The organism is Exiguobacterium sp. SH31, assembly GCF_001816105.1.
Lineage (GTDB): Bacteria > Bacillota > Bacilli > Exiguobacteriales > Exiguobacteriaceae > Exiguobacterium > Exiguobacterium aurantiacum_A.
Genome location: NZ_LYTG01000104.1, coordinates 34,431 through 53,016 on the forward strand (window position 1 = coordinate 34,431; position 18,586 = coordinate 53,016).

The 18,586-nt window shown below is 54.2% G+C and carries 17 protein-coding genes, 1 pseudogene and 1 riboswitch; of the genes and pseudogenes, 17 read left to right on the plus strand and 1 reads right to left on the minus strand.

The features are described 5' to 3' along the window. Positions 1–35 precede the first annotated feature (35 nt). The 12 genes and pseudogenes from coaBC to A6395_RS14460 all read left to right on the plus strand — a co-directional run bounded on the left by coaBC (position 36) and on the right by A6395_RS14460 (position 12,987). Positions 36–1,226 (plus strand): bifunctional phosphopantothenoylcysteine decarboxylase/phosphopantothenate--cysteine ligase CoaBC, encoded by a 1,191-nt coding sequence (gene coaBC / locus A6395_RS14410; protein WP_071399574.1) that lies wholly within the window; start codon positions 36–38, stop codon positions 1,224–1,226. Beyond that, positions 1,223–3,547, plus strand: coding sequence for a primosomal protein N' (priA, locus tag A6395_RS14415; RefSeq protein WP_071399575.1), 2,325 nt, complete (start codon positions 1,223–1,225; stop codon positions 3,545–3,547). The genes coaBC and priA overlap by 4 nt, the downstream gene beginning before the upstream one ends. A gap of 11 nt (positions 3,548–3,558) precedes the next feature. Then, positions 3,559–3,987, plus strand: a pseudogene (def, locus tag A6395_RS16205) (peptide deformylase); the annotation flags it as partial. A gap of 33 nt (positions 3,988–4,020) precedes the next feature. Continuing rightward, positions 4,021–4,944 carry a methionyl-tRNA formyltransferase gene (gene fmt, locus A6395_RS14420; protein WP_255569974.1) on the plus strand — a complete coding sequence of 308 codons (924 nt, stop codon included), beginning with the start codon at positions 4,021–4,023 and terminating at the stop codon, positions 4,942–4,944. A gap of 1 nt (position 4,945) precedes the next feature. Continuing rightward, positions 4,946–6,274, plus strand: a complete 1,329-nt coding sequence (gene rsmB, locus A6395_RS14425) for a 16S rRNA (cytosine(967)-C(5))-methyltransferase RsmB (protein ID WP_071399576.1) — start codon at positions 4,946–4,948, stop codon at positions 6,272–6,274. 2 nt (positions 6,275–6,276) lie between these two features. Further along, positions 6,277–7,362: a dual-specificity RNA methyltransferase RlmN gene (gene rlmN / locus A6395_RS14430; protein WP_071399577.1), complete on the plus strand. Its 1,086-nt coding sequence runs from the start codon at positions 6,277–6,279 to the stop codon at positions 7,360–7,362. A gap of 8 nt (positions 7,363–7,370) precedes the next feature. Beyond that, on the plus strand, positions 7,371–8,105 hold the full coding sequence (locus A6395_RS14435) for a Stp1/IreP family PP2C-type Ser/Thr phosphatase (RefSeq protein ID WP_071399578.1): 735 nt from the start codon (positions 7,371–7,373) through the stop codon (positions 8,103–8,105). Positions 8,106–8,110: 5 nt separating this feature from the next. After that, a complete protein-coding gene (gene pknB / locus A6395_RS14440; RefSeq protein WP_071399579.1) occupies positions 8,111–10,048 on the plus strand; it encodes a Stk1 family PASTA domain-containing Ser/Thr kinase in 1,938 nt (645 codons plus the stop codon). A 43-nt stretch (positions 10,049–10,091) separates the two neighbouring features. Then, positions 10,092–10,976 carry a ribosome small subunit-dependent GTPase A gene (rsgA, locus tag A6395_RS14445; RefSeq protein ID WP_070327526.1) on the plus strand — a complete coding sequence of 295 codons (885 nt, stop codon included), beginning with the start codon at positions 10,092–10,094 and terminating at the stop codon, positions 10,974–10,976. 1 nt (position 10,977) lies between these two features. Continuing rightward, positions 10,978–11,634 (plus strand): ribulose-phosphate 3-epimerase, encoded by a 657-nt coding sequence (rpe, locus tag A6395_RS14450; RefSeq protein ID WP_070327525.1) that lies wholly within the window; start codon positions 10,978–10,980, stop codon positions 11,632–11,634. Between the two features lie 19 nt (positions 11,635–11,653). Next, positions 11,654–11,753: riboswitch (TPP riboswitch) on the plus strand. A gap of 74 nt (positions 11,754–11,827) precedes the next feature. Beyond that, complete coding sequence (thiT, locus tag A6395_RS14455) at positions 11,828–12,400, plus strand: energy-coupled thiamine transporter ThiT (RefSeq protein ID WP_070327524.1); 573 nt, start codon at positions 11,828–11,830, stop codon at positions 12,398–12,400. Then, positions 12,400–12,987 (plus strand): thiamine diphosphokinase, encoded by a 588-nt coding sequence (locus A6395_RS14460; RefSeq protein ID WP_071399580.1) that lies wholly within the window; start codon positions 12,400–12,402, stop codon positions 12,985–12,987. The genes thiT and A6395_RS14460 overlap by 1 nt, the downstream gene beginning before the upstream one ends. A 56-nt stretch (positions 12,988–13,043) precedes the next feature. Here the strand turns inward: A6395_RS14460 and rpmB are convergent, their stop codons facing one another. After that, positions 13,044–13,232, minus strand: coding sequence for a 50S ribosomal protein L28 (gene rpmB, locus A6395_RS15815; RefSeq protein WP_015881349.1), 189 nt, complete (start codon positions 13,230–13,232; stop codon positions 13,044–13,046). Positions 13,233–13,484: 252 nt separating this feature from the next. Between rpmB and A6395_RS14465 the strand changes: the two genes are divergently transcribed. The 5 genes from A6395_RS14465 to A6395_RS14485 form a co-directional block, all read left to right on the plus strand. After that, positions 13,485–13,847, plus strand: a complete 363-nt coding sequence (locus A6395_RS14465) for an Asp23/Gls24 family envelope stress response protein (protein WP_016509701.1) — start codon at positions 13,485–13,487, stop codon at positions 13,845–13,847. A gap of 22 nt (positions 13,848–13,869) precedes the next feature. After that, entirely contained in the window at positions 13,870–15,546 is a 1,677-nt protein-coding gene (locus A6395_RS14470) for a DAK2 domain-containing protein (protein ID WP_216820990.1), read from the plus strand. Between the two features lie 63 nt (positions 15,547–15,609). After that, positions 15,610–16,272 (plus strand): L-serine ammonia-lyase, iron-sulfur-dependent subunit beta, encoded by a 663-nt coding sequence (sdaAB, locus tag A6395_RS14475; protein ID WP_070327521.1) that lies wholly within the window; start codon positions 15,610–15,612, stop codon positions 16,270–16,272. A 12-nt stretch (positions 16,273–16,284) separates the two neighbouring features. Further along, positions 16,285–17,172 carry an L-serine ammonia-lyase, iron-sulfur-dependent, subunit alpha gene (gene sdaAA, locus A6395_RS14480; protein ID WP_070327520.1) on the plus strand — a complete coding sequence of 296 codons (888 nt, stop codon included), beginning with the start codon at positions 16,285–16,287 and terminating at the stop codon, positions 17,170–17,172. Next, positions 17,159–18,586: ATP-dependent DNA helicase RecG (locus A6395_RS14485; protein WP_071399582.1), on the plus strand; the 1,428-nt coding region annotated here is incomplete at its 3' end. The genes sdaAA and A6395_RS14485, both read left to right, overlap by 14 nt.

The following is an 18,586-nucleotide window of genomic DNA, read 5'->3' on the forward strand; positions in this document are numbered from 1 at the left end:
TTGGGTCTCATTGTCTATAAAGGGGAGAAATGTGAATGGTGAACGACCGGAACATCTTGCTTTGTGTGAGCGGCGGTATCGCTGCATATAAGGCGTGCGCACTCACGTCAAAACTCGTTCAAGCAGGCGCGAACGTCCGCGTGGCGATGACAGCATCGGCTGAGCAGTTCGTCGGAAAAGCGACGTTTCAAGCACTCAGTCGCAATCCGATCTATTCGGACGTGTTCGAAGAGCACGACCCGACGAAGATCGCCCACATCGATGTCGTTGATACGAGTGATTTAATCGTCGTCGCCCCGGCGACGGCGAATATCATCGCTAAACTTGCTAACGGCATCGCCGACGACTTCATCACGACCTCGATCTTAGCAGCGAAATGTCCCGTCATCGTATCTCCGGCGATGAACGTCAACATGCTCGAACATCCGGCGACCCGCCGAAATATCGAGACGCTCAAATCATACGGCTATCAAATCATCGAGCCGGGTGTCGGCAATCTGGCCTGCGGCTGGATTGGCGGCGGACGTCTGCCCGAACCGGAAGATCTCGTCCGCATCATCGCGAGCCAGTTCGTCCCGAAACACTTGCTTGAAAAGCACGTCTTGATCACGGCTGGTCCGACGGTCGAACGTATCGATCCGGTCCGGTTTTTATCCAACGATTCATCCGGGAAGATGGGAGTCGCCCTTGCTGAGGCGGCGCGAGATATGGGCGCGAACGTGACGCTCGTCCACGGCCCGCTCCAAGTCCCGGTCCCAGACGGGGTGACCGCGATCGCGGTCGAGTCGGGACAACAGATGCTCGAGACCGTGCTCGAGCGATTTGCGACGCAAGACATCGTCATCAAGTCGGCGGCGGTCGCAGACTATCGTCCGAAGACGGTCCACACCGAGAAACATAAAAAAGTCCACGGCCCGTTGACGATTGAGCTCGAGGAGACGACCGATATTTTAAAAGAGCTTGGAACGAAGAAGACGCATCAGCTCCTCGTCGGATTCGCTGCCGAGACAGAGCAGCTTGAAGACCATGCCCGGGCTAAACTCGAGCGTAAAAACGTCGACTTCTTGGTCGCGAATGACGTGTCGAAGCGAGACATCGGTTTCCGGTCTGACGACAACGAAGTCGTCTTATTCCGAGCGGATGGCTCATTTGTCCGTCTGCCGCGGCAGAGTAAACAACGTCTCGCCCACGAGTTGCTCGCCTACTTTAAGGAAGGTTTACGATGATTGCCCACGTCCACGTCGATGCTCCGGTCATCACGATCGACCGACCGTTTGACTATGAGGTCCCGGTCCAGTTCGAGTCGTTGATCGAGCCAGGTATGCGCGTATCGGTACCGTTCGGATCGAGACGGTTACTCGGCATCGTGACAGGGGTATCGGACGGAACACGCGAAGGGTTAAAACCGCTCGAAGCACTTCTTGACGAAGAGTCGTCTTTGACCGAAGAGTTGCTCGAACTGTCGATGCACGTGAAACAGACGACGCTTTGCTTCCGCTCATCGGCACTTCTCGCCATGCTGCCGGCAGCGCTGAAAGTCAGTTACGATAAAGCGATCAAAGGGGAGTCACTTCCTGAAGGCGTTCGGGCCGGCACACACTTGTCCGAGTATCCAAAAGAAGTTCAGTCGCTGATTTTGGCCATGGCCAAAAAAGGGGACTTGTCGCTTTCACCGGTGCTTAAAGAGAAACGAACGGTCAAAACCGACTTGTTGATCGAGTTGAAGGATGCGAGCGTCGTCCCGGCGCGTGCCAAAAAACAGCTCGAGGCGGTCCGGCTACTTGAAGACGTGCCTCGTATGTACTGGTCGTCGCTCCGTCAAATCGGATTGACGCGGCCCCAGCTGCAAAAGCTCGAGACGCTCGGTGCTGTCAAAGTGACCGAAGTCGAATTGAATCGAGACCCGTATGCTTCGATCGAACAAGTAATCGATGATGTCAAACTGAACGACAGTCAAGCGGAAGCGGTGCGCGCGATTCGCGAGGCCGAAGCCGGTGAGACGTTGTTGCTCCACGGCGTGACGGGAAGCGGAAAGACCGAAGTGTATCTCGAGTCGATCGGCCAAGTCGTCGATGACGGGAAGCAAGCCGTCTTGCTCGTCCCAGAGATCAGCTTGACACCGATGATGGTCAAACGGTTCAAACGCCGTTTTGGCGACCGCGTCGCCGTACTCCATAGCGCCTTGTCGCAAGGCGAGAAATACGATGAGTGGCGGAAAATCAAGCGACGGGAAGTCGACGTCGTCGTCGGCGCCCGATCGGCCATTTTCGCTCCGCTCGAACACATCGGCCTGCTCATCTTAGACGAAGAGCATGAGACGACGTATAAACAAGAAGAAAATCCACGTTATCATGCGCGCGATGTCGCAATTTGGCGCGCGCGTCATCACGGTTGTCCGGTCGTGCTCGGAAGCGCGACACCGTCGCTCGAGTCATTCGCCCGCGCTCAAAAAGGCGTCTATCGCTATTTGCATTTGAGTGAACGCTACGGTGGCAAGATGCCGCCCGTCCATATTGTCGATATGCGCCGCGAGCTCGCGAAAGGGAACACGACGATGTTTTCAGAAGACTTATTTCTGGCCATCAACGACCGGATTGCGAAGAAAGAACAATGTGTCATCTTGCTCAATCGCCGCGGGTTCACGACGTTCGTCATGTGCCGTGATTGCGGGGAAGGGCTGACCTGCCCGCATTGCGCCGTCAACTTGACGTATCATCAGCACGGCGACCGGCTCAAATGCCACTATTGTGGCTATGAGATCGGGATGCCGTCGAAATGCCCGACGTGCGACAGTAAAAAGATCAAACAGTTCGGCACCGGCACGCAAAAGATCGAGACCGAGCTGTTGAACCGAATCCCGGAAGCACGGATCATCCGCATGGACCAGGATACGACGTCGCGGAAAGGGTCACACGAACAGCTGTTGAAACGGTTTGAGGACGGCGAGGCCGACATCCTGCTCGGTACCCAGATGATTGCCAAAGGGCTCGATTTTCCGAACGTCACGCTCGTCGGCGTGCTCGCAGCCGATGCGACGCTCGGCATGCCCGACTTTCGAGCGACCGAACGGACGTTCCAACTCGTCACCCAAGTCGCCGGACGAGCCGGGCGTGGTAGTTTACCGGGTGAGGCGTACGTCCAGACTTACAATCCGGACCATTATGTCATCGAGACAGCGAGTGGGCATGATTATGAGTCGTTTTTCGAGCGCGAGATGAAACTCAGACAAGTCGGCAACCATCCGCCTTACTGGTACGTGACGCTCGTCACGTTCGCGGCTGAAAATCCGCTCGTCGCGCAAGCCGAGGCCGACCTGTTCGCCGCCGATTTCGCGGCAGCGCACGTCGAGCAGTCCCGGCTGAACGGACCGATGCCGGCACCGTTATCGAAACTTAAAAACTTGTATCGCTACCAGCTGTTCATCAAGACGAAACAACCGGAAGCGTTATATCCCGTTCTCGCCATGTTGCAACAAGCGCGGGCGAAAGCGATCAGCAAAAAAGAATATCAATTGAGTATAGATGTAAATCCATACGTCTTCATGTGAGGTGGAACGAAATGTATAAAGTAGTCGAAATTCCAAATGAGATTTTGCGGGTCAACTGTGACCCGGTGACAAAGTTTGACAAGAAGTTGCGCCAGACGGTCGACCGGCTGTTTGACACGATGTATGAGTATGATGGCGTCGGTGTGGCCGCGCCGCAAGTCAATTTGAACCAGCGCCTTGCCGTCGTCCATACTGACGACGAAACAGGTCCGCTCGTATTGATCAATCCAGAGATCATTTCGACCGCAGGCAAAGCCGTCGGATTAGAAGGGTGCTTGAGCATCCCGGGTGAGTTCGGATTCGTCGAACGACATGAGTCGATCGTCGTCAAGACGCAAGACATGAAAGGGCGCTTTCAAGAAGTGAAAGCAAGCGGCTTCTTCGCGCGCGCCATCCAACACGAGATCGACCATTTAGACGGTGTCCTATTCACCGATAAACTCGCCGTTCCTAAGCCAGGAACCGACAAGCGGATCGTCTTCATGGGTACACCGGCGTTTGCCGTATCCGTACTTGAGCGCTTGCTCGAAGAAGGATACAATGTCGTAGGTGTTGTCTCTCAGCCGGACAAACCGGTCGGCCGCAAGCGTGAGCTCAAACCGACACCGGTCAAAGAGTGTGCGCTCCGTCATAATATCCCGGTATTGCAGCCGATCAAAGTTCGCACCGATTATGAGGATATTTTGGCGCTTGAACCGGATTTGATTGTGACGGCGGCTTACGGGCAAATCGTGCCGAGTGAACTGTTAGAGGCGCCGACATATGGCGCGATCAACGTACACGCCTCGCTCCTTCCAAAATACCGGGGGGGCGCACCGATCCATCAAGCAATTTTGGACGGAGAGACAGAAACGGGCGTCACAATCATGTACATGGTCGATAAATTGGATGCAGGTGACATGATCGCGAACACGATCGTCCCGATCGAAGAGACAGACACGGTCGGTACGCTGTTCGACAAACTTGCCGTCGCGGGGTCTGATCTGTTGATCAAGACGTTGCCAGCCTTTTTAGAAGGCTGGATCGAAGCGGTACCGCAAGACGAACGTGACGTCACGTTCGCACCGAACATTAGCCGGGACCGCGAACAGCTGGACTGGTCGCAGCCGGGCGCATCGATTTTCAACCACATTCGTGGCATGAACCCGTTCCCGACGGCGTATACATTGATCGCGGGTGAGCGGGTGAAAGTGTTCGCGAGCGAGAAGACGAGCGGGAGCGGTGAGGCGGGCACAATCGTCCGGCTTGAAGAGGATGGGTTTGTGGTCGCGACTGGAGATGACGTCGCCATCAAAGTGACAGAGTTACAGCCGGCCGGAAAAAAACGGATGGACGGTGCCACGTTCATGCGCGGTGCCGGACAAAAGCTGCAAGTGGGCGACCAATTAGGAGGGTGACATGAACGTAAGACAAGCAGCGCTTGATACGCTGATCAAAATCGAACAAGGCGGAGCCTATTCGACGATCGCGGTCAACGATTTATTAAACCAAAAAAAGCTAGCTTCAAAAGACGTGGGACTTTACACAGAGCTCGTCTACGGAACACTCGGGCGGAAGCGGACGCTTGATTATATATTGGAGAAGCGTGTCCAAAACCCGAAAAAACTGGACAGTTTCGTCTTACCGCTCCTTCGGATGAGCGTGTATCAACTGTTCTATTTAGACAAAGTGCCGGACCGGGCCGTCTTACACGAAGCGGTCGAGATCGCCAAAAAACGTGGGCACTCCGGCATCGGCAAGTTCGTCAACGGCGTGTTGCGCAACGTCACCCGTGACGGGTTCCCAGATTTGAGTGGGCTCCCTGACGCCGAACGGATTGCGATCGAGCACAGTCATCCCGACTGGCTCGTCGCGGATTGGATCAACACGTACGGGATTGAGGCGACCGAGGCGATGTGCAAGTTGAACAACGAGCCGGCCCCGGTGACAGTTCGCGTCAACCGCAAACAAATCACGGTCGACGATATGATCGAACGCCTCGCCGAGTCAGGCGTACAAGCGTCACGTTCTGAGCTATCGTCAGACGGTCTCGTCATCGAGTCCGGAAACGTTCATACGACGCCGTTTATCGACGCAGGACTTTTGTCGATTCAAGATGAGAGCTCGATGATCGTCGCCGACGCGCTCAGTGCCGAGAAGACCGAACGCGTGCTCGACGCGTGTGCCGCGCCAGGCGGCAAAGCGATGCACACCGCCGAACGGATGGACGGCGGGACGCTCGTGGCGCTCGACCTTCACCCTCATAAGGCAAAACTGATCGAACGACAAGTGAAGCGATTGCAAATCGATGGAGTGACCGCACTAGCCCTCGATGCCCGAGACGCCGGAGATGAGTTCGAACGCGAGAGCTTTGACCGCATCTTGCTCGATGTCCCGTGCTCGGGTCTAGGTGTCATTCGCCGCAAGCCAGATATTAAATGGACGAAGGACAAAGAATCCCTTTCTGGACTGCCGATCATCCAACGTGAAATTATCGACGCTGTCTTGCCACTACTGAAGCAAGGTGGTACGCTAGTGTACTCGACATGTACAATCGACCCGTCTGAAAATGAACGGCAGGCCGACTATATATTGTCGAACGGATTGACGTGGGATGAAACACTCCGAGATCGTCTTCCTGAAGTGTTACGTCCGATGGTGTCATCGGACCGCGCCGAACTCAAACTACTTCCGACAACGTTCGGAACTGACGGCTTCTACATCGCCGCATTTAAGAAAGAGGTATAAACATGAATCCAAAAGCAGTTGAAAAAAACCCATTAGTCGGCGCCAAGCCGTCTTTATATTCGCTCACATACCCTGAACTCGAACAATGGCTCATCGATGCAGGAGAAAAGTCGTTTCGCGCGAAACAGTTATATGACTGGATGTATGTCAAACGTGTGACGTCATTCGATGATATGACGAACTTGTCGAAACCGCTTCGTGAAAAACTCGATGCTTCGTTCCAGTTGACGACGTTAAAAGAACTCGTCCGTCAGGAATCGCAAGACGGCACGATCAAGTTCTTGTTCGAGCTCCAAGACGGCTACTCGATCGAGACGGTACTCATGCGCCACGAATACGGCAACTCGGTCTGTGTCACGACTCAAGTCGGCTGCCGCATCGGCTGCACGTTCTGTGCCTCGACGCTCGGCGGTTTGAAACGTAACCTCGAAGCTGGGGAAATCACGGCCCAGGTCCTCGACGTCCAGCGCGCGCTTGACGTGAGCGGCGAACGTGTCGACTCGATCGTCGTCATGGGAATCGGCGAACCGTTCGATAACTATGACGAATTGATGCGCTTCTTGCGTACGGTCAACCACGATGACGGGTTGAACATCGGTTCACGCCATATCACCGTCTCTACAAGCGGAATCGTGCCGAAAATCTACAAGTTCGCCGACGAAGGGATGCGCATTAACTTTGCGATCTCGCTTCATGCGGCGTCGACGGAGATTCGGACACGTCTCATGCCAATCAACCGTGCCTATAACTTGGACAAGTTGATGGAAGCCGTCAACTATTACACGGAGAAGAGTGGACGTCGTATCACGTTTGAATACGGTTTGTTCGGTGGCGTCAATGATACAGAAGAAGATGCACACAAGCTTGCCGACTTGTTGAAAGGCGTCAAATGCCACGTCAACTTGATTCCAGTCAACCATGTGCTTGAGCGCGACTATGTGCGCACGCCACGTAATCAAATTTTTGCCTTTGAAAAAGTGCTCAAAGATCGAAAAGTGAACGTGACGATTCGTCGCGAACAAGGTTCGGATATCGATGCGGCTTGTGGGCAGCTTCGAGCGAAGGAGCGCGAACAAGAAACGAGGTAATCAGGAAGATGGAATTAGCATACCGAACCGACCGTGGGCAGGTGAGGGCTCAAAACGAGGATGCCGTCTTGATTTTAGGAGACGAGCATGCCGGGATCGCCCTCGTGGCCGACGGCATGGGGGGGCATGAAGCAGGAGAGGTCGCTAGTCAGCTCGTCATCGAGCAGTTTCGTCGCGCTTTTCCGACGCTTCCGGCCACACCGTTAGCGATGGAGACTTGGTTCCGTGACAACGTGGAGCTGGCAAATGAGCAAGTGCTTGAATTCGCGAAGCAATCTAATCTCGTCATGATGGGGACGACCATCGCTGGCGTCTGTTGGCATGACGAAACGATTGTCATCGTACACGTCGGAGATAGCCGCGTCTACGCCCTTCGTGGCGGTACACTCCAACAATTGACGGAAGACCATTCTTACGTCAACGTGCTAAAACAACTTGGGGAATTGACAGAAGAAGAAATGCGGATCCACCCGAAACGAAATATTATCACCCGTGCGATCGGCTCAAAAGAGCACGTCGAACCTGATCTGCAAGTGTTTGCCGAACCCGAGTTCGACACGATTTTAATCTGTACGGATGGCTTGACGACTCACCTGACAGATGAAGCTATCAAACACGCCTTAACTCGTCCCATCTCTGCGGACGCTAAGGCGGACATGTTGATCGATCAAGCCAACCGATTGGGTGGGAGCGACAACATCACTGTGGCGCTCGTCCAATTTACAGATAGAAAGAGAGGATGAATCCGATGCGAAGTGGAGAACGAATCAACGATCGTTATCGGATCGAACAACAAATCGGTAGCGGCGGCATGGCAAATGTCTACCGGGCTCACGATGAGATTTTAAACCGAACCGTCGCCATTAAGGTGTTACGATCTGAATTCTCGCATAACGAACAATTTATACGCCGGTTCGAACGAGAAGCCCATGCGGCAACCAGTCTGAACCATCCAAACATCGTCGCCATTTATGACGTCGGAGATGAACAAGACATTTATTACATCGTCATGGAACATGTCGATGGTATGACGCTCAAACAATATTTACAGGAAGAGTACATATCAATCGAGGAATCGTTGCGGATCATGGGACAGATTTGTGATGCGATCGATCATGCCCATGCCCATCGCATCATTCATCGGGATATCAAACCGCAAAACATGATGATCGACCAAAACGGGAACGTCAAAGTGACCGATTTCGGGATTGCCGTGGCCATGTCGAACGCGACGCTGACCCATACGATGTCAGTCCTCGGGTCGGTCCACTATTTCTCTCCGGAACAAGCGCGTGGCAAGTTTGCTGATGAGAAGTCAGACATTTATTCGCTCGGTGCGGTGCTGTACGAACTTGTGACAGGACGAGTCCCGTTCATCGGTGAGACACCTGTCGCGGTCGCGTTGCAACATTTGCAAGATGATCCGATCCGACCGCTCGACTTGAACCCTAAAATTCCACAAGCGCTTGAGAACTGTATTATGCAGGCGCTCGCCAAATCGCCAGGGGCACGGCATGCCTCGGTCGCTGCTTTTAAAAAAGACTGCTTGACGTCGCTCAGCCCAGACCGCGCGGACGAACCGAAACGGAGGCCGACAGAACAAGACGAGTTTGATCAGACGCTCGTCATGGCGCCTGTCGTTCCGGAAGAACCGAAAGAAGTCGTCAAGCAGCCTGTAGCTGCAGTCGAGCCGGAATCAGCGACGCCGAAGAAACAAAAGAAAAAGAAGTGGTGGCTCTGGCTAGTGCTCGTTCTTCTATTGATCGGTGGCGGAGTGGCGGCGTATGTGGTTGCAGATGAAATGTCACGTGCCGTCGTGCCTGATGTCGTCGGCATGAGCGTCGGTGATGCGACGACTGAACTAGAAGCATCCGGATTTGTCGTTGAGACGACGGACCGGGTGAGTGACAACGTGTCTGAAGGCGACGTGATTTCGCAGAATCCTCAACCTGGGCGGAAGCCGAAGCGCGGAACGGTCGTCACCATCGTCGTGTCCGCTGGGAAAGAGACGGTCGAGATGCCTGACGTCGAGGGGTTGTCCCAAACAGCAGCGGAACGAACGTTGAAAGATCTTGATTTCACAGATATTGAAATCCAATCCGAAGCGTCCGAAACGGTCGACAGCGGAGATGTGATTTCGCAATCGATCACGCCAGGTGAAGAAGTCATCGCGTCGGAAGAGACGGTCACGCTCGTCGTCTCGACCGGCAGCAATAAAATCGAGCTTGCTAATTTGACGGGCTATACGTTCGAAGAAGCGTCAACTTATGCCGAGCAAAACAACTTGAAAATCGTGAAACGCGATGAGTATTCGACGAGTATCCCAGCGAATCAAATCATTCGTCAACTGCCGACGTCAGGGACGGCGGTCGATCCGGGAACGGAACTGACGGTCATCGTCTCACAAGGAGTCGAGCCGACCGACATCTCGATCGAGCGGGAAGTGGACGTCGAAATCGAACCGCCGGCAGAGGGTGACGAGGCGGAACCGGTCGAAGTCGTCATTCGTACCGTCGATGCCCGTGGTGAGATCGAAGTGTTGCGTGATATGATCACAGAAACGACGACGTATTCCTATACGCTCGTCATTGCTCCGGACGAAGTCGGTACCGCGACGATTGAAGTCGAGGGTGAAGTCGTTCGGACCGATACGGTGACATACGCACAAGCAAAAGATTCACAATGAAGAGGTGGCGTGCGCGTCACCTCTTTTCTAAGGAGGAAACAGGATGAAAGGAACGATTATTCGCTTGCAAGGTGGGTTTTATGATGTCATGACCGAAACGAAAGTTGAAATCAGATGTCGCGCCCGGGGAAACTTCCGGAACCGAAACATTTCGCCCGTCGTCGGGGACGACGTCGATATTCAAGACCAAGGGGACGGGACCGGCTACATCATGGCTGTCGATGAGCGGTCGAACCATCTCGTCCGCCCGCCGATCGCCAACATCGATCAGGCGTTTCTGCTCTTTTCCGTGAAAGAGCCGGCATTCTCGTTTCATTTGCTTGACCGCTTTCTCATTTTGATCGAATCGAAGCAAGTTCACCCGATCATCGTGTTGACGAAGATGGACTTGTTGCTAGAAGCTGAAAAGGAAAAAATTAGTGCGGCGGCAGCGCTATACCGTTCGATCGGCTATCAAGTCATTGAGACGTCGACCGAAGACGGAGCTGGGATCGAGCTCATCCGCAGCGCGTTCAAAGACAAGACGAGCGTATTCGCCGGACAGACCGGCGTCGGGAAGAGTTCGTTGCTGAACGCGGTCGCACCGGAGCTTGAACTCGCGACTGGTAAGATTTCGAAAGCGCTTGGCCGCGGGAAGCATACGACGCGTCACGTCACGCTCATCACACTCGCGGACGGGTTCGTCGCCGATACACCTGGATTCTCGAGTCTTGAGTTCCCGGAAGAACTTGAAGTCGAGGAGATGCGTTGGTGTTTCCCTGAATTCGTCTTGCGGCACGATGACTGTAAATTCCGTGGTTGCGCCCATTTGAACGAGCCAGGTTGTGCCGTCAAAGCGGCGGTCGAGGCCGGAGAAATCGCTTCCACCCGCTATGCGAACTATGTTACGTTTATGGAGGAATTAAAAGATAGACAACGGAGGTACTAACATGATTAAAATCGCACCATCGATCCTGTCGGCCGATTTTGCCAACCTTGAGGCAGAGGTCAAAGCGGTCCAAGAAGCAGGGGCCGATTACATTCATTTTGACGTCATGGACGGTCAGTTCGTGCCGAACATCTCGATTGGACTGCCGGTACTCAAAAGTTTGCGTGACAAGTCGGACATGGTATTAGACGTCCATTTGATGATCGACCAACCGGAACGGTTCGTCGAGGATTTCGTTCAAGCAGGCGCCGATATCGTCACGGTCCATGTCGAGGCGACAAACCATTTGCATCGCGTATTGCAACAAATCAAAGGAGCCGGCGCCAAGTGCGGTGTCGTCTTGAACCCGCATACACCGTTGTCGTCAATCGAGCACGTGCTCGGTGATGTCGATATGGTGTTGCTCATGACCGTGAACCCTGGCTTTGGCGGCCAAGCGTTCATCGAAGCGGTCGTCCCGAAGATCGCGGCGCTCAGCGAGATGCGCCAAGCGCGTCGTCTCGACTTCGAGATCGAAATCGATGGCGGGGTAAATCCTGCGACGGCAAAACTTTGTATCGACGCAGGTGCCGACGTCCTCGTTGCCGGTTCAGCCATCTATAACGAACCGAGCTATAAAGACGCAATCGATAGCATTCGCAACGCGTCTCGTGTATAATCATCTATAGAACAACAAATATTGTCGCAAGGGGTGTCACATCTGTGGCTGAGAGGCATGAGCTAACCCTTTGAACCTGTTCCGTTCACACGGACGTAGGGATGTGGCGAAAATGCACGTTGCTACACGATAGCAGCATGGCGTTTACGTCATGCTGCTTTTTGTCGTTCACTCATATCAAGGAGGGAATAAGATGAAACAACGTTTAAAACTACAGGCGCTCATTGAAATCTCGCTGTTCGCCTCACTCGGACTGATCTTTGACATGCTCATCCCATATCGGTTGCCGCAAGGCGGAGCAGTCAGCTTGGCGATGCTACCGATTCTCGTGATGGCGTATCGGCACGGATTGAGAGGCGGACTCGCGACGGGCGCGCTCGTCGGGACGCTACAACTGTTATTTGGGGCCTATATCTTCACGCCGGTCCAATTTTTACTCGACTATACGGTCGCCTACGGCCTCGTCGGAGTCGCCGGCATCTTCGCCGGTCAAGTCAAACAGTCGGCAAAAGACGGCGCCAAGAAAACGCTCACGTTCTATTTGATTCTCGGGGCGTTGATCGGCTCGGCGCTCCGCTACGTTGCGCACGTCGTCTCCGGCATCGTCTTCTTCGCCGAGTATGCGGAAGGACCGGTCGTCTTGTACTCGCTCGGCTATAACTTGACGTATATGTTGCCGTCGTTCCTCGTCTCGGCGGTCGTGATCGTGCTCTTGTTCACGTCGGCGCCGCGCTTCGCGACGCTCGCGACACGGGACATCAGATAATGCGCGTCTTGATTGTGGCTGCGAGCCCGGAAGCGGTCCCTGATCTTCCTCGGAACGCCGATTACGTCATCGGTGTCGACGGCGGCTATCATACGCTGCTCGACCGTGGGATGAAGCCGGACCTGCTCGTCGGTGACTTTGATTCGTTCACAGGCACCGTGCCGGAGGAAGCTGTCCGTTATCCGTCTGAAAAAGACGTGACCGACCTTGAGATCGCCCTCGAGGCGGCACGAGGGAAAGGGGCGGACGTGATCGACGTGTACGGTGCACTCGGGGGCAGGCTCGATATGACGCTCAGCAACGTCGGTCTGCTCGAGGCGTACCCCGAGATGCGGTTGTTCGCAGACGGGCAAGAAGTCCGTCTCGTCGGAAAAGGGGACTATCGTCTCCCGCGTCGTCCTGACCATTACTTGTCGCTCGTACCTTGGAAACGGGCCTCGGTCTCGATTCGTGGCGTCAAGTACCCGCTCGAGAACCATGACGTCGTCAGCTATGAGGCGCTGACGATTTCAAACGAGTGGTCGGCAGAAGAGGCGGACTTGCTCGTTCACAGTGGCAACGTCTTGATTATGTATATAAAGAAGTAAACAAAAAAATCCCATCGGCGTATGCCGCTGGGATTTATTTCGTTCGTGTATGGTAATTATACGCGTTCAACGAGACCTGATTTAAGAGCGCGAGCTGAAACCCAAACTCGTTTAGGTTTACCGTCAACGAGAATGCGAACTTTTTGTACGTTTACACCCCAAGTACGTTTTGTCTTGTTGAGTGCGTGCGAACGGTTGTTACCTGACTTAGGTGACTTACCTGTTACGTAGCATTTACGTGCCATGCGTTTCCCCTCCTTTTTTATGTGGGTTCGTCCTAATAGACACTCGTTTATATTAGCATGGGTTTTTTCACGATGCAACTAGAAAATAACCGGATGACAAGAAAAAAACTTGACATTACGGATGAGGATTTTAATAATGAATGAGGGTTGCGGTTACAATTGACCGAGTTTAGGGGCATGTCCTTTTAATAACTAGGTACTTATTGTAGAATATACTGTAGGAATCATTCCGAATAAAGGAGGCTACTCCATATGGCAATTGAAATGAAGACAACATATGGCAATATTGATATCACGAACGACGTGGTCGCGACACTCGCGGGCGGTGCGGCGATGGAATGCTTCGGCGTCGTAGGAATGGCGTCACAAGCTCAACTGAAAGACGGGATCGCAGAACTGCTCAAACGTGAGAACTATGCGCGTGGCGTTGTCGTACGTCAAGATGGAGAAGACGTACATATCGATATGCACATCATCGTGAGCTACGGGACGAAAGTGTCAGAAGTCGCGTACAACGTGCAAAGTCGTGTGAAATACACGCTCGGTGAAACTTTAGGATTAAACGTTTCGTCGGTAAATATATTCGTACAAGGCGTTCGTCTGACGAATGACTGACGAGAACGAAGGAGGATTTGGTGTGGGGTTAAAACGTTTAGATGGATTGGTGTTTGCGCAAATGGTCGCAAACGGTGCAGCCAACTTGAGCCAAAATGCAGATTACGTGGATTCGCTTAACGTCTTCCCGGTCCCAGACGGCGACACGGGAACGAACATGAATTTGACGATGACTTCAGGTGCGAAGGAAGTGGCCGCACTCGACACAGCGAACATCGCTGACGTGTCATCGAAATTTGCCCGCGGCCTACTTATGGGGGCCCGTGGGAATTCGGGTGTTATTTTGAGCCAATTATTCCGTGGTTTCGGTAAATCGATCGAAGGAAAGACAGAATTGTCGACACTCGACTTTGCCGAGGCACTCAAACGTGGCGTTGACACGGCATACAAGGCGGTTATGAAACCGGTTGAAGGAACGATTTTGACGGTTGCTCGTGAAGCGGCCGACGAAGCGCTCCGTGCTTCTGAGTCGACGAGCGATTTCAATGAGTTCATGGAGCAAGTGATCACGGAAGCGAAAGCTTCGCTCGAGCGGACACCTGATTTGTTGCCGGTCTTAAAAGAAGTCGGTGTCGTCGACTCAGGCGGTCAAGGTCTCCTCGTCATCTATGAAGGGTTCCTCGCGAGCCTTGAAGGGAAAGAGCTCGAGAAGCCGCACGCACCGGTCATGGATGCCCTCGTTGAGGCAGAACACCATGCTGCGCAAGGTTTCATGTCGACGGAAGATATCGAATTTGGATATTGCACGGAGATCATGGTCCGTTTCCAAGACGAAAAGTTGAAACAGACTCCGTTCGATGAGGACGTGTTCCGTAACGAGCTGTCTGAACTCGGCGACTCGCTCCTTGTCGTCGCCGACGAAGAGTTGCTCAAAGTCCACGTTCACGTCGAGACGCCGGGCGACGTCATCACGAAAGGACAACGTTTTGGTGAGCTTGTCGCGGTCAAGATCGAGAACATGCGTCAACAGCATTCGACGATTCTTGAAGAAGAGCACGGTGCCAACCAGCACGGCGTTCAGGCGACTGCCGTCAAAGCGAAAGTGCCTTACGCGATCGTCACTGTCGCCATGGGTGAAGGTGTCAGTGAACTGTTCCGTTCGCTCGGTGCCGCACATGTCATCGAAGGCGGGCAGACGATGAACCCGTCGACGGAAGACATCGTCAAAGCGATTGAAGCGGCGAACGCCGAGCACGTCTTCATCTTCCCGAACAACTCGAACATCATCATGGCCGCTGAGCAAGCGGCATCGGTCGCACCTTGCGGCGTCTCGGTCATTCCGACGAAGACGGTACCACAAGGACTAGCGGCTGCCATCGCGTTCAATCCTGAAGCGGATGTCGAGACGAACGAGCTGGTCATGAAGACGGCCGCAACTACAGTCAAGTCAGGACAAGTGACTTACGCTGTCCGTGACACGAGTATCGACGGTGTCGAGATTCGTAAAGATGATCATATGGCGATTGCCGAGAAGAAAATCGTCGCATCATCAAAATCGAGTCTAGAAGCGGCAAAAGCGCTCGTAGATGCACTCGTAGACGCGGATGATGAGATTGTCACGATCTTGACGGGCGAAGGTTCGTCGGCGGAAGACGTCGCAGCACTCTCGGCTTACATCGAATCGAAGAACGATGAGATTGAAATCGAAGTTCATGACGGTAAACAACCGCTCTACTCCTACATTTTTAGTGTGGAATAAGCTGTATCTCAGCCCTGCCTTCTGTATAATGAAGGTAGGGTTTTTTTGAAAGGGGGAAATGCGATGAAATATCGCAGTGTGTTTGATATTATCGGACCGGTCATGGTCGGACCATCGAGTTCGCATACGGCCGGAGCCGCACGCATCGGTCTTATGGCCGGCAAACTGTTCGGCCGAACGCCGGACCTCGCGCGGATCACGTTTTACGGGTCGTTCGCCGACACGTATCGAGGTCATGGGACAGACGTCGCCATCGTCGGAGGCATCATGGGATTCGATACGTTCGATCTTCGCATCCCGCAAGCGCTCGACATCGCGAAAGAGCGGGGAATCAAAGTCGTCTTTGAGACGAGCGACGCGCTCACGGATCATCCGAACACGGCCCGGGTTCATCTCGAGGACGCGGAGGGGACGTTTGAGATCGTTGGGATCTCGATTGGCGGTGGCACGATTGAAATCACCGAATTGAACGGATTCCCGCTCAAGCTTTCCGGCGGTGGACCGGCACTCGTCGTCTTGCATCACGATCGCTTCGGGGCGATCGCGGCCGTGACGGGCATACTCGCCAAGCACGAACTGAACATCGGGCATATGGAAGTGAGCCGTCATGAAAAAGGCAAGCAAGCCTTGATGGCGATTGAAATGGATGAACCGATGCCAAAAGACGTATTAGCGGAACTGGAACGGTTACCTCAAATCGAACGGGTAGCCATCTTTGGGGAATAAGGAGAAACGACTATGTTTAAATCAGTAGAAGAATTAGTACGGACGGCAACGGAACGAAACATCCCGATCTCTGAAGTGATGATCGAGCAAGAAGTCCACGTCAGACGCTCGACACGAGAAGAGGTCATGGCGATGATGGAACGTAACCTTGAAGTGATGGAAGAAGCGGTCGAGCGGGCGATGCAAGGCGTGACGTCTGTGACGGGGCTGACTGGGAATGACGCCGTGCTCATGCAAGACTATGTCCGGTCGGGCAAATCACTTGCCGGTGACTTGATTTTAGATGCCGTCGCCAAAGCAATCGGCACGAACGAAGTGAATGCGGCGATGGGACGGATTTGCGCGACACCGACGGCGGGGAGCGCTGGGGTCGTACCGGGGACGCTATTTGCGGTCAAGGACCGTCTCGAGATGGACCGCGATGCGATGATTCGGTATTTGTTCACCTCGGGCGCGTTCGGATTCGTCGTTGCGAACAACGCCTCGATTTCGGGTGCGGCCGGAGGCTGTCAGGCCGAAGTCGGTTCCGCGACCGGTATGGCTGCAGCAGCCATTGTCGAAGCGGCCGGCGGGACGCCGGAACAGTCGGCGACGGCGTTTGCGATCGCCTTGAAAAACATGCTCGGGCTCGTCTGCGATCCGGTAGCGGGTCTCGTCGAAGTACCTTGCGTCAAACGGAACGCCATGGGTGGGGCGAACGCGGTCGTCGCGGCTGATATGGCGCTCGCCGGCATCACGTCCCGCATCCCGTGCGATGAAGTCATCTCGGCGATGTACGAGATTGGTCAAATGATGCCGACCGCCTTGAAAGAGACGGCGCGGGGCGGACTCGCCAACACACCGACAGCACGTCGGATCGAACGCAATATTTTTGGAGAGAAAGAAAATGCCAAACAGTGACGCGTTGACGACGCTCCGAGGGGTCGGGCCAGAGATGGCCAAAAAACTAGAGACGATGGGTCTCGAACGAATCGAGGACGTGCTAGAGCACGTCCCGTTTCGTTATGAAAATTATAACAGCGGCACCGTGACGACGGCAGTCCACGGGGACCTCGTCAAATGGAGTGGGACCGTTCAAGCGGAACCGCTCGTCCGCTATTATAGTAAAGGTAAAAATCGACTTCAGTTCCGGCTGTTGTTAGAAGAGCGCTACGTCGTCCATGTGACGATGTTCAACCGCGCTTTCTATAAAGACAAACTGGCGCTTGGTGCGACGGTGACGGTCAAAGGGAAATGGGACATGAACCGGATGACGATCAGCGCGACCGATCTCGAGTTCGGTGAGCTTGCGGACGGGTTACAGCCGATCTATTCGCTTCGGGCCGGATTGACGCAAAAGAATTTCAGTCGAATCGTCAAACTCGCCTTCGATCAGACGACGACGTTTGAGGACCGGCTGCCGGAATCCATCCGCTTGCGTTACCGCTTGGAGGACCGGGCGTCGATGCTCAGAGGGATGCATTTCCCTGATTCGATCGACATGTACAAACAAGCGCGCCGCAGTTATGTGTACGAAGAATGCCTGCTCTATCAATTAAAGCTTCAGGCGTTTCGAAAGATGGAGCGTTCCGGGAAAGGAAGGGCGCTCACGCTCGAAAAAACGCAACTGAACGAGTTCGTCAGGCGGCTCGCCTTCCCGTTGACGGGTGCACAGACGCGCGTCATTCGTGAGATCGTGAGTGATATCGAGAAGCCCGAACGCATGAATCGCCTGTTGCAAGGGGATGTCGGGAGCGGGAAGACAGTCGTTGCCGCGATCGCCTTGTATGCGACAGTGAACGCGGGTTATCAAGGCGCGCTCATGGTGCCGACCGAAATTTTGGCCGAGCAGCACGTCGCTTCGCTTGAACAACTGTTCGAGCCGTACGGGATCCGTGTCGCCTTATTGACGAGTTCGGTCAAAGGGAAGGCGCGCGCTACGTTGCTCGAAGCGATCAAAGCGGGTGACGTCGACATCATCGTCGGCACGCACGCCTTGATTCAAGGGCCGGTTGAGTTTTCGCGTCTGCACTTGGCGATCACGGACGAGCAACACCGGTTCGGCGTCGAGCAGCGGAAAATGTTACGAGACAAGGCCGATCTTGCGGACGTCTTGTATATGACGGCGACGCCGATTCCGCGGACGCTCGCGATCAGCGCGTTCGGGGAGATGGATGTGTCGACGATCGATGAGATGCCGGCCGGCCGGAAGCCGATCGAGACGTATTGGGCGAAAACGGATCAAATCGACAGGGTGCATACGATGGTCGAGCGCGAACTGTCACTCGGACGTCAAGCGTACGTCATCGCGCCATTGATCGAGGAATCCGATACG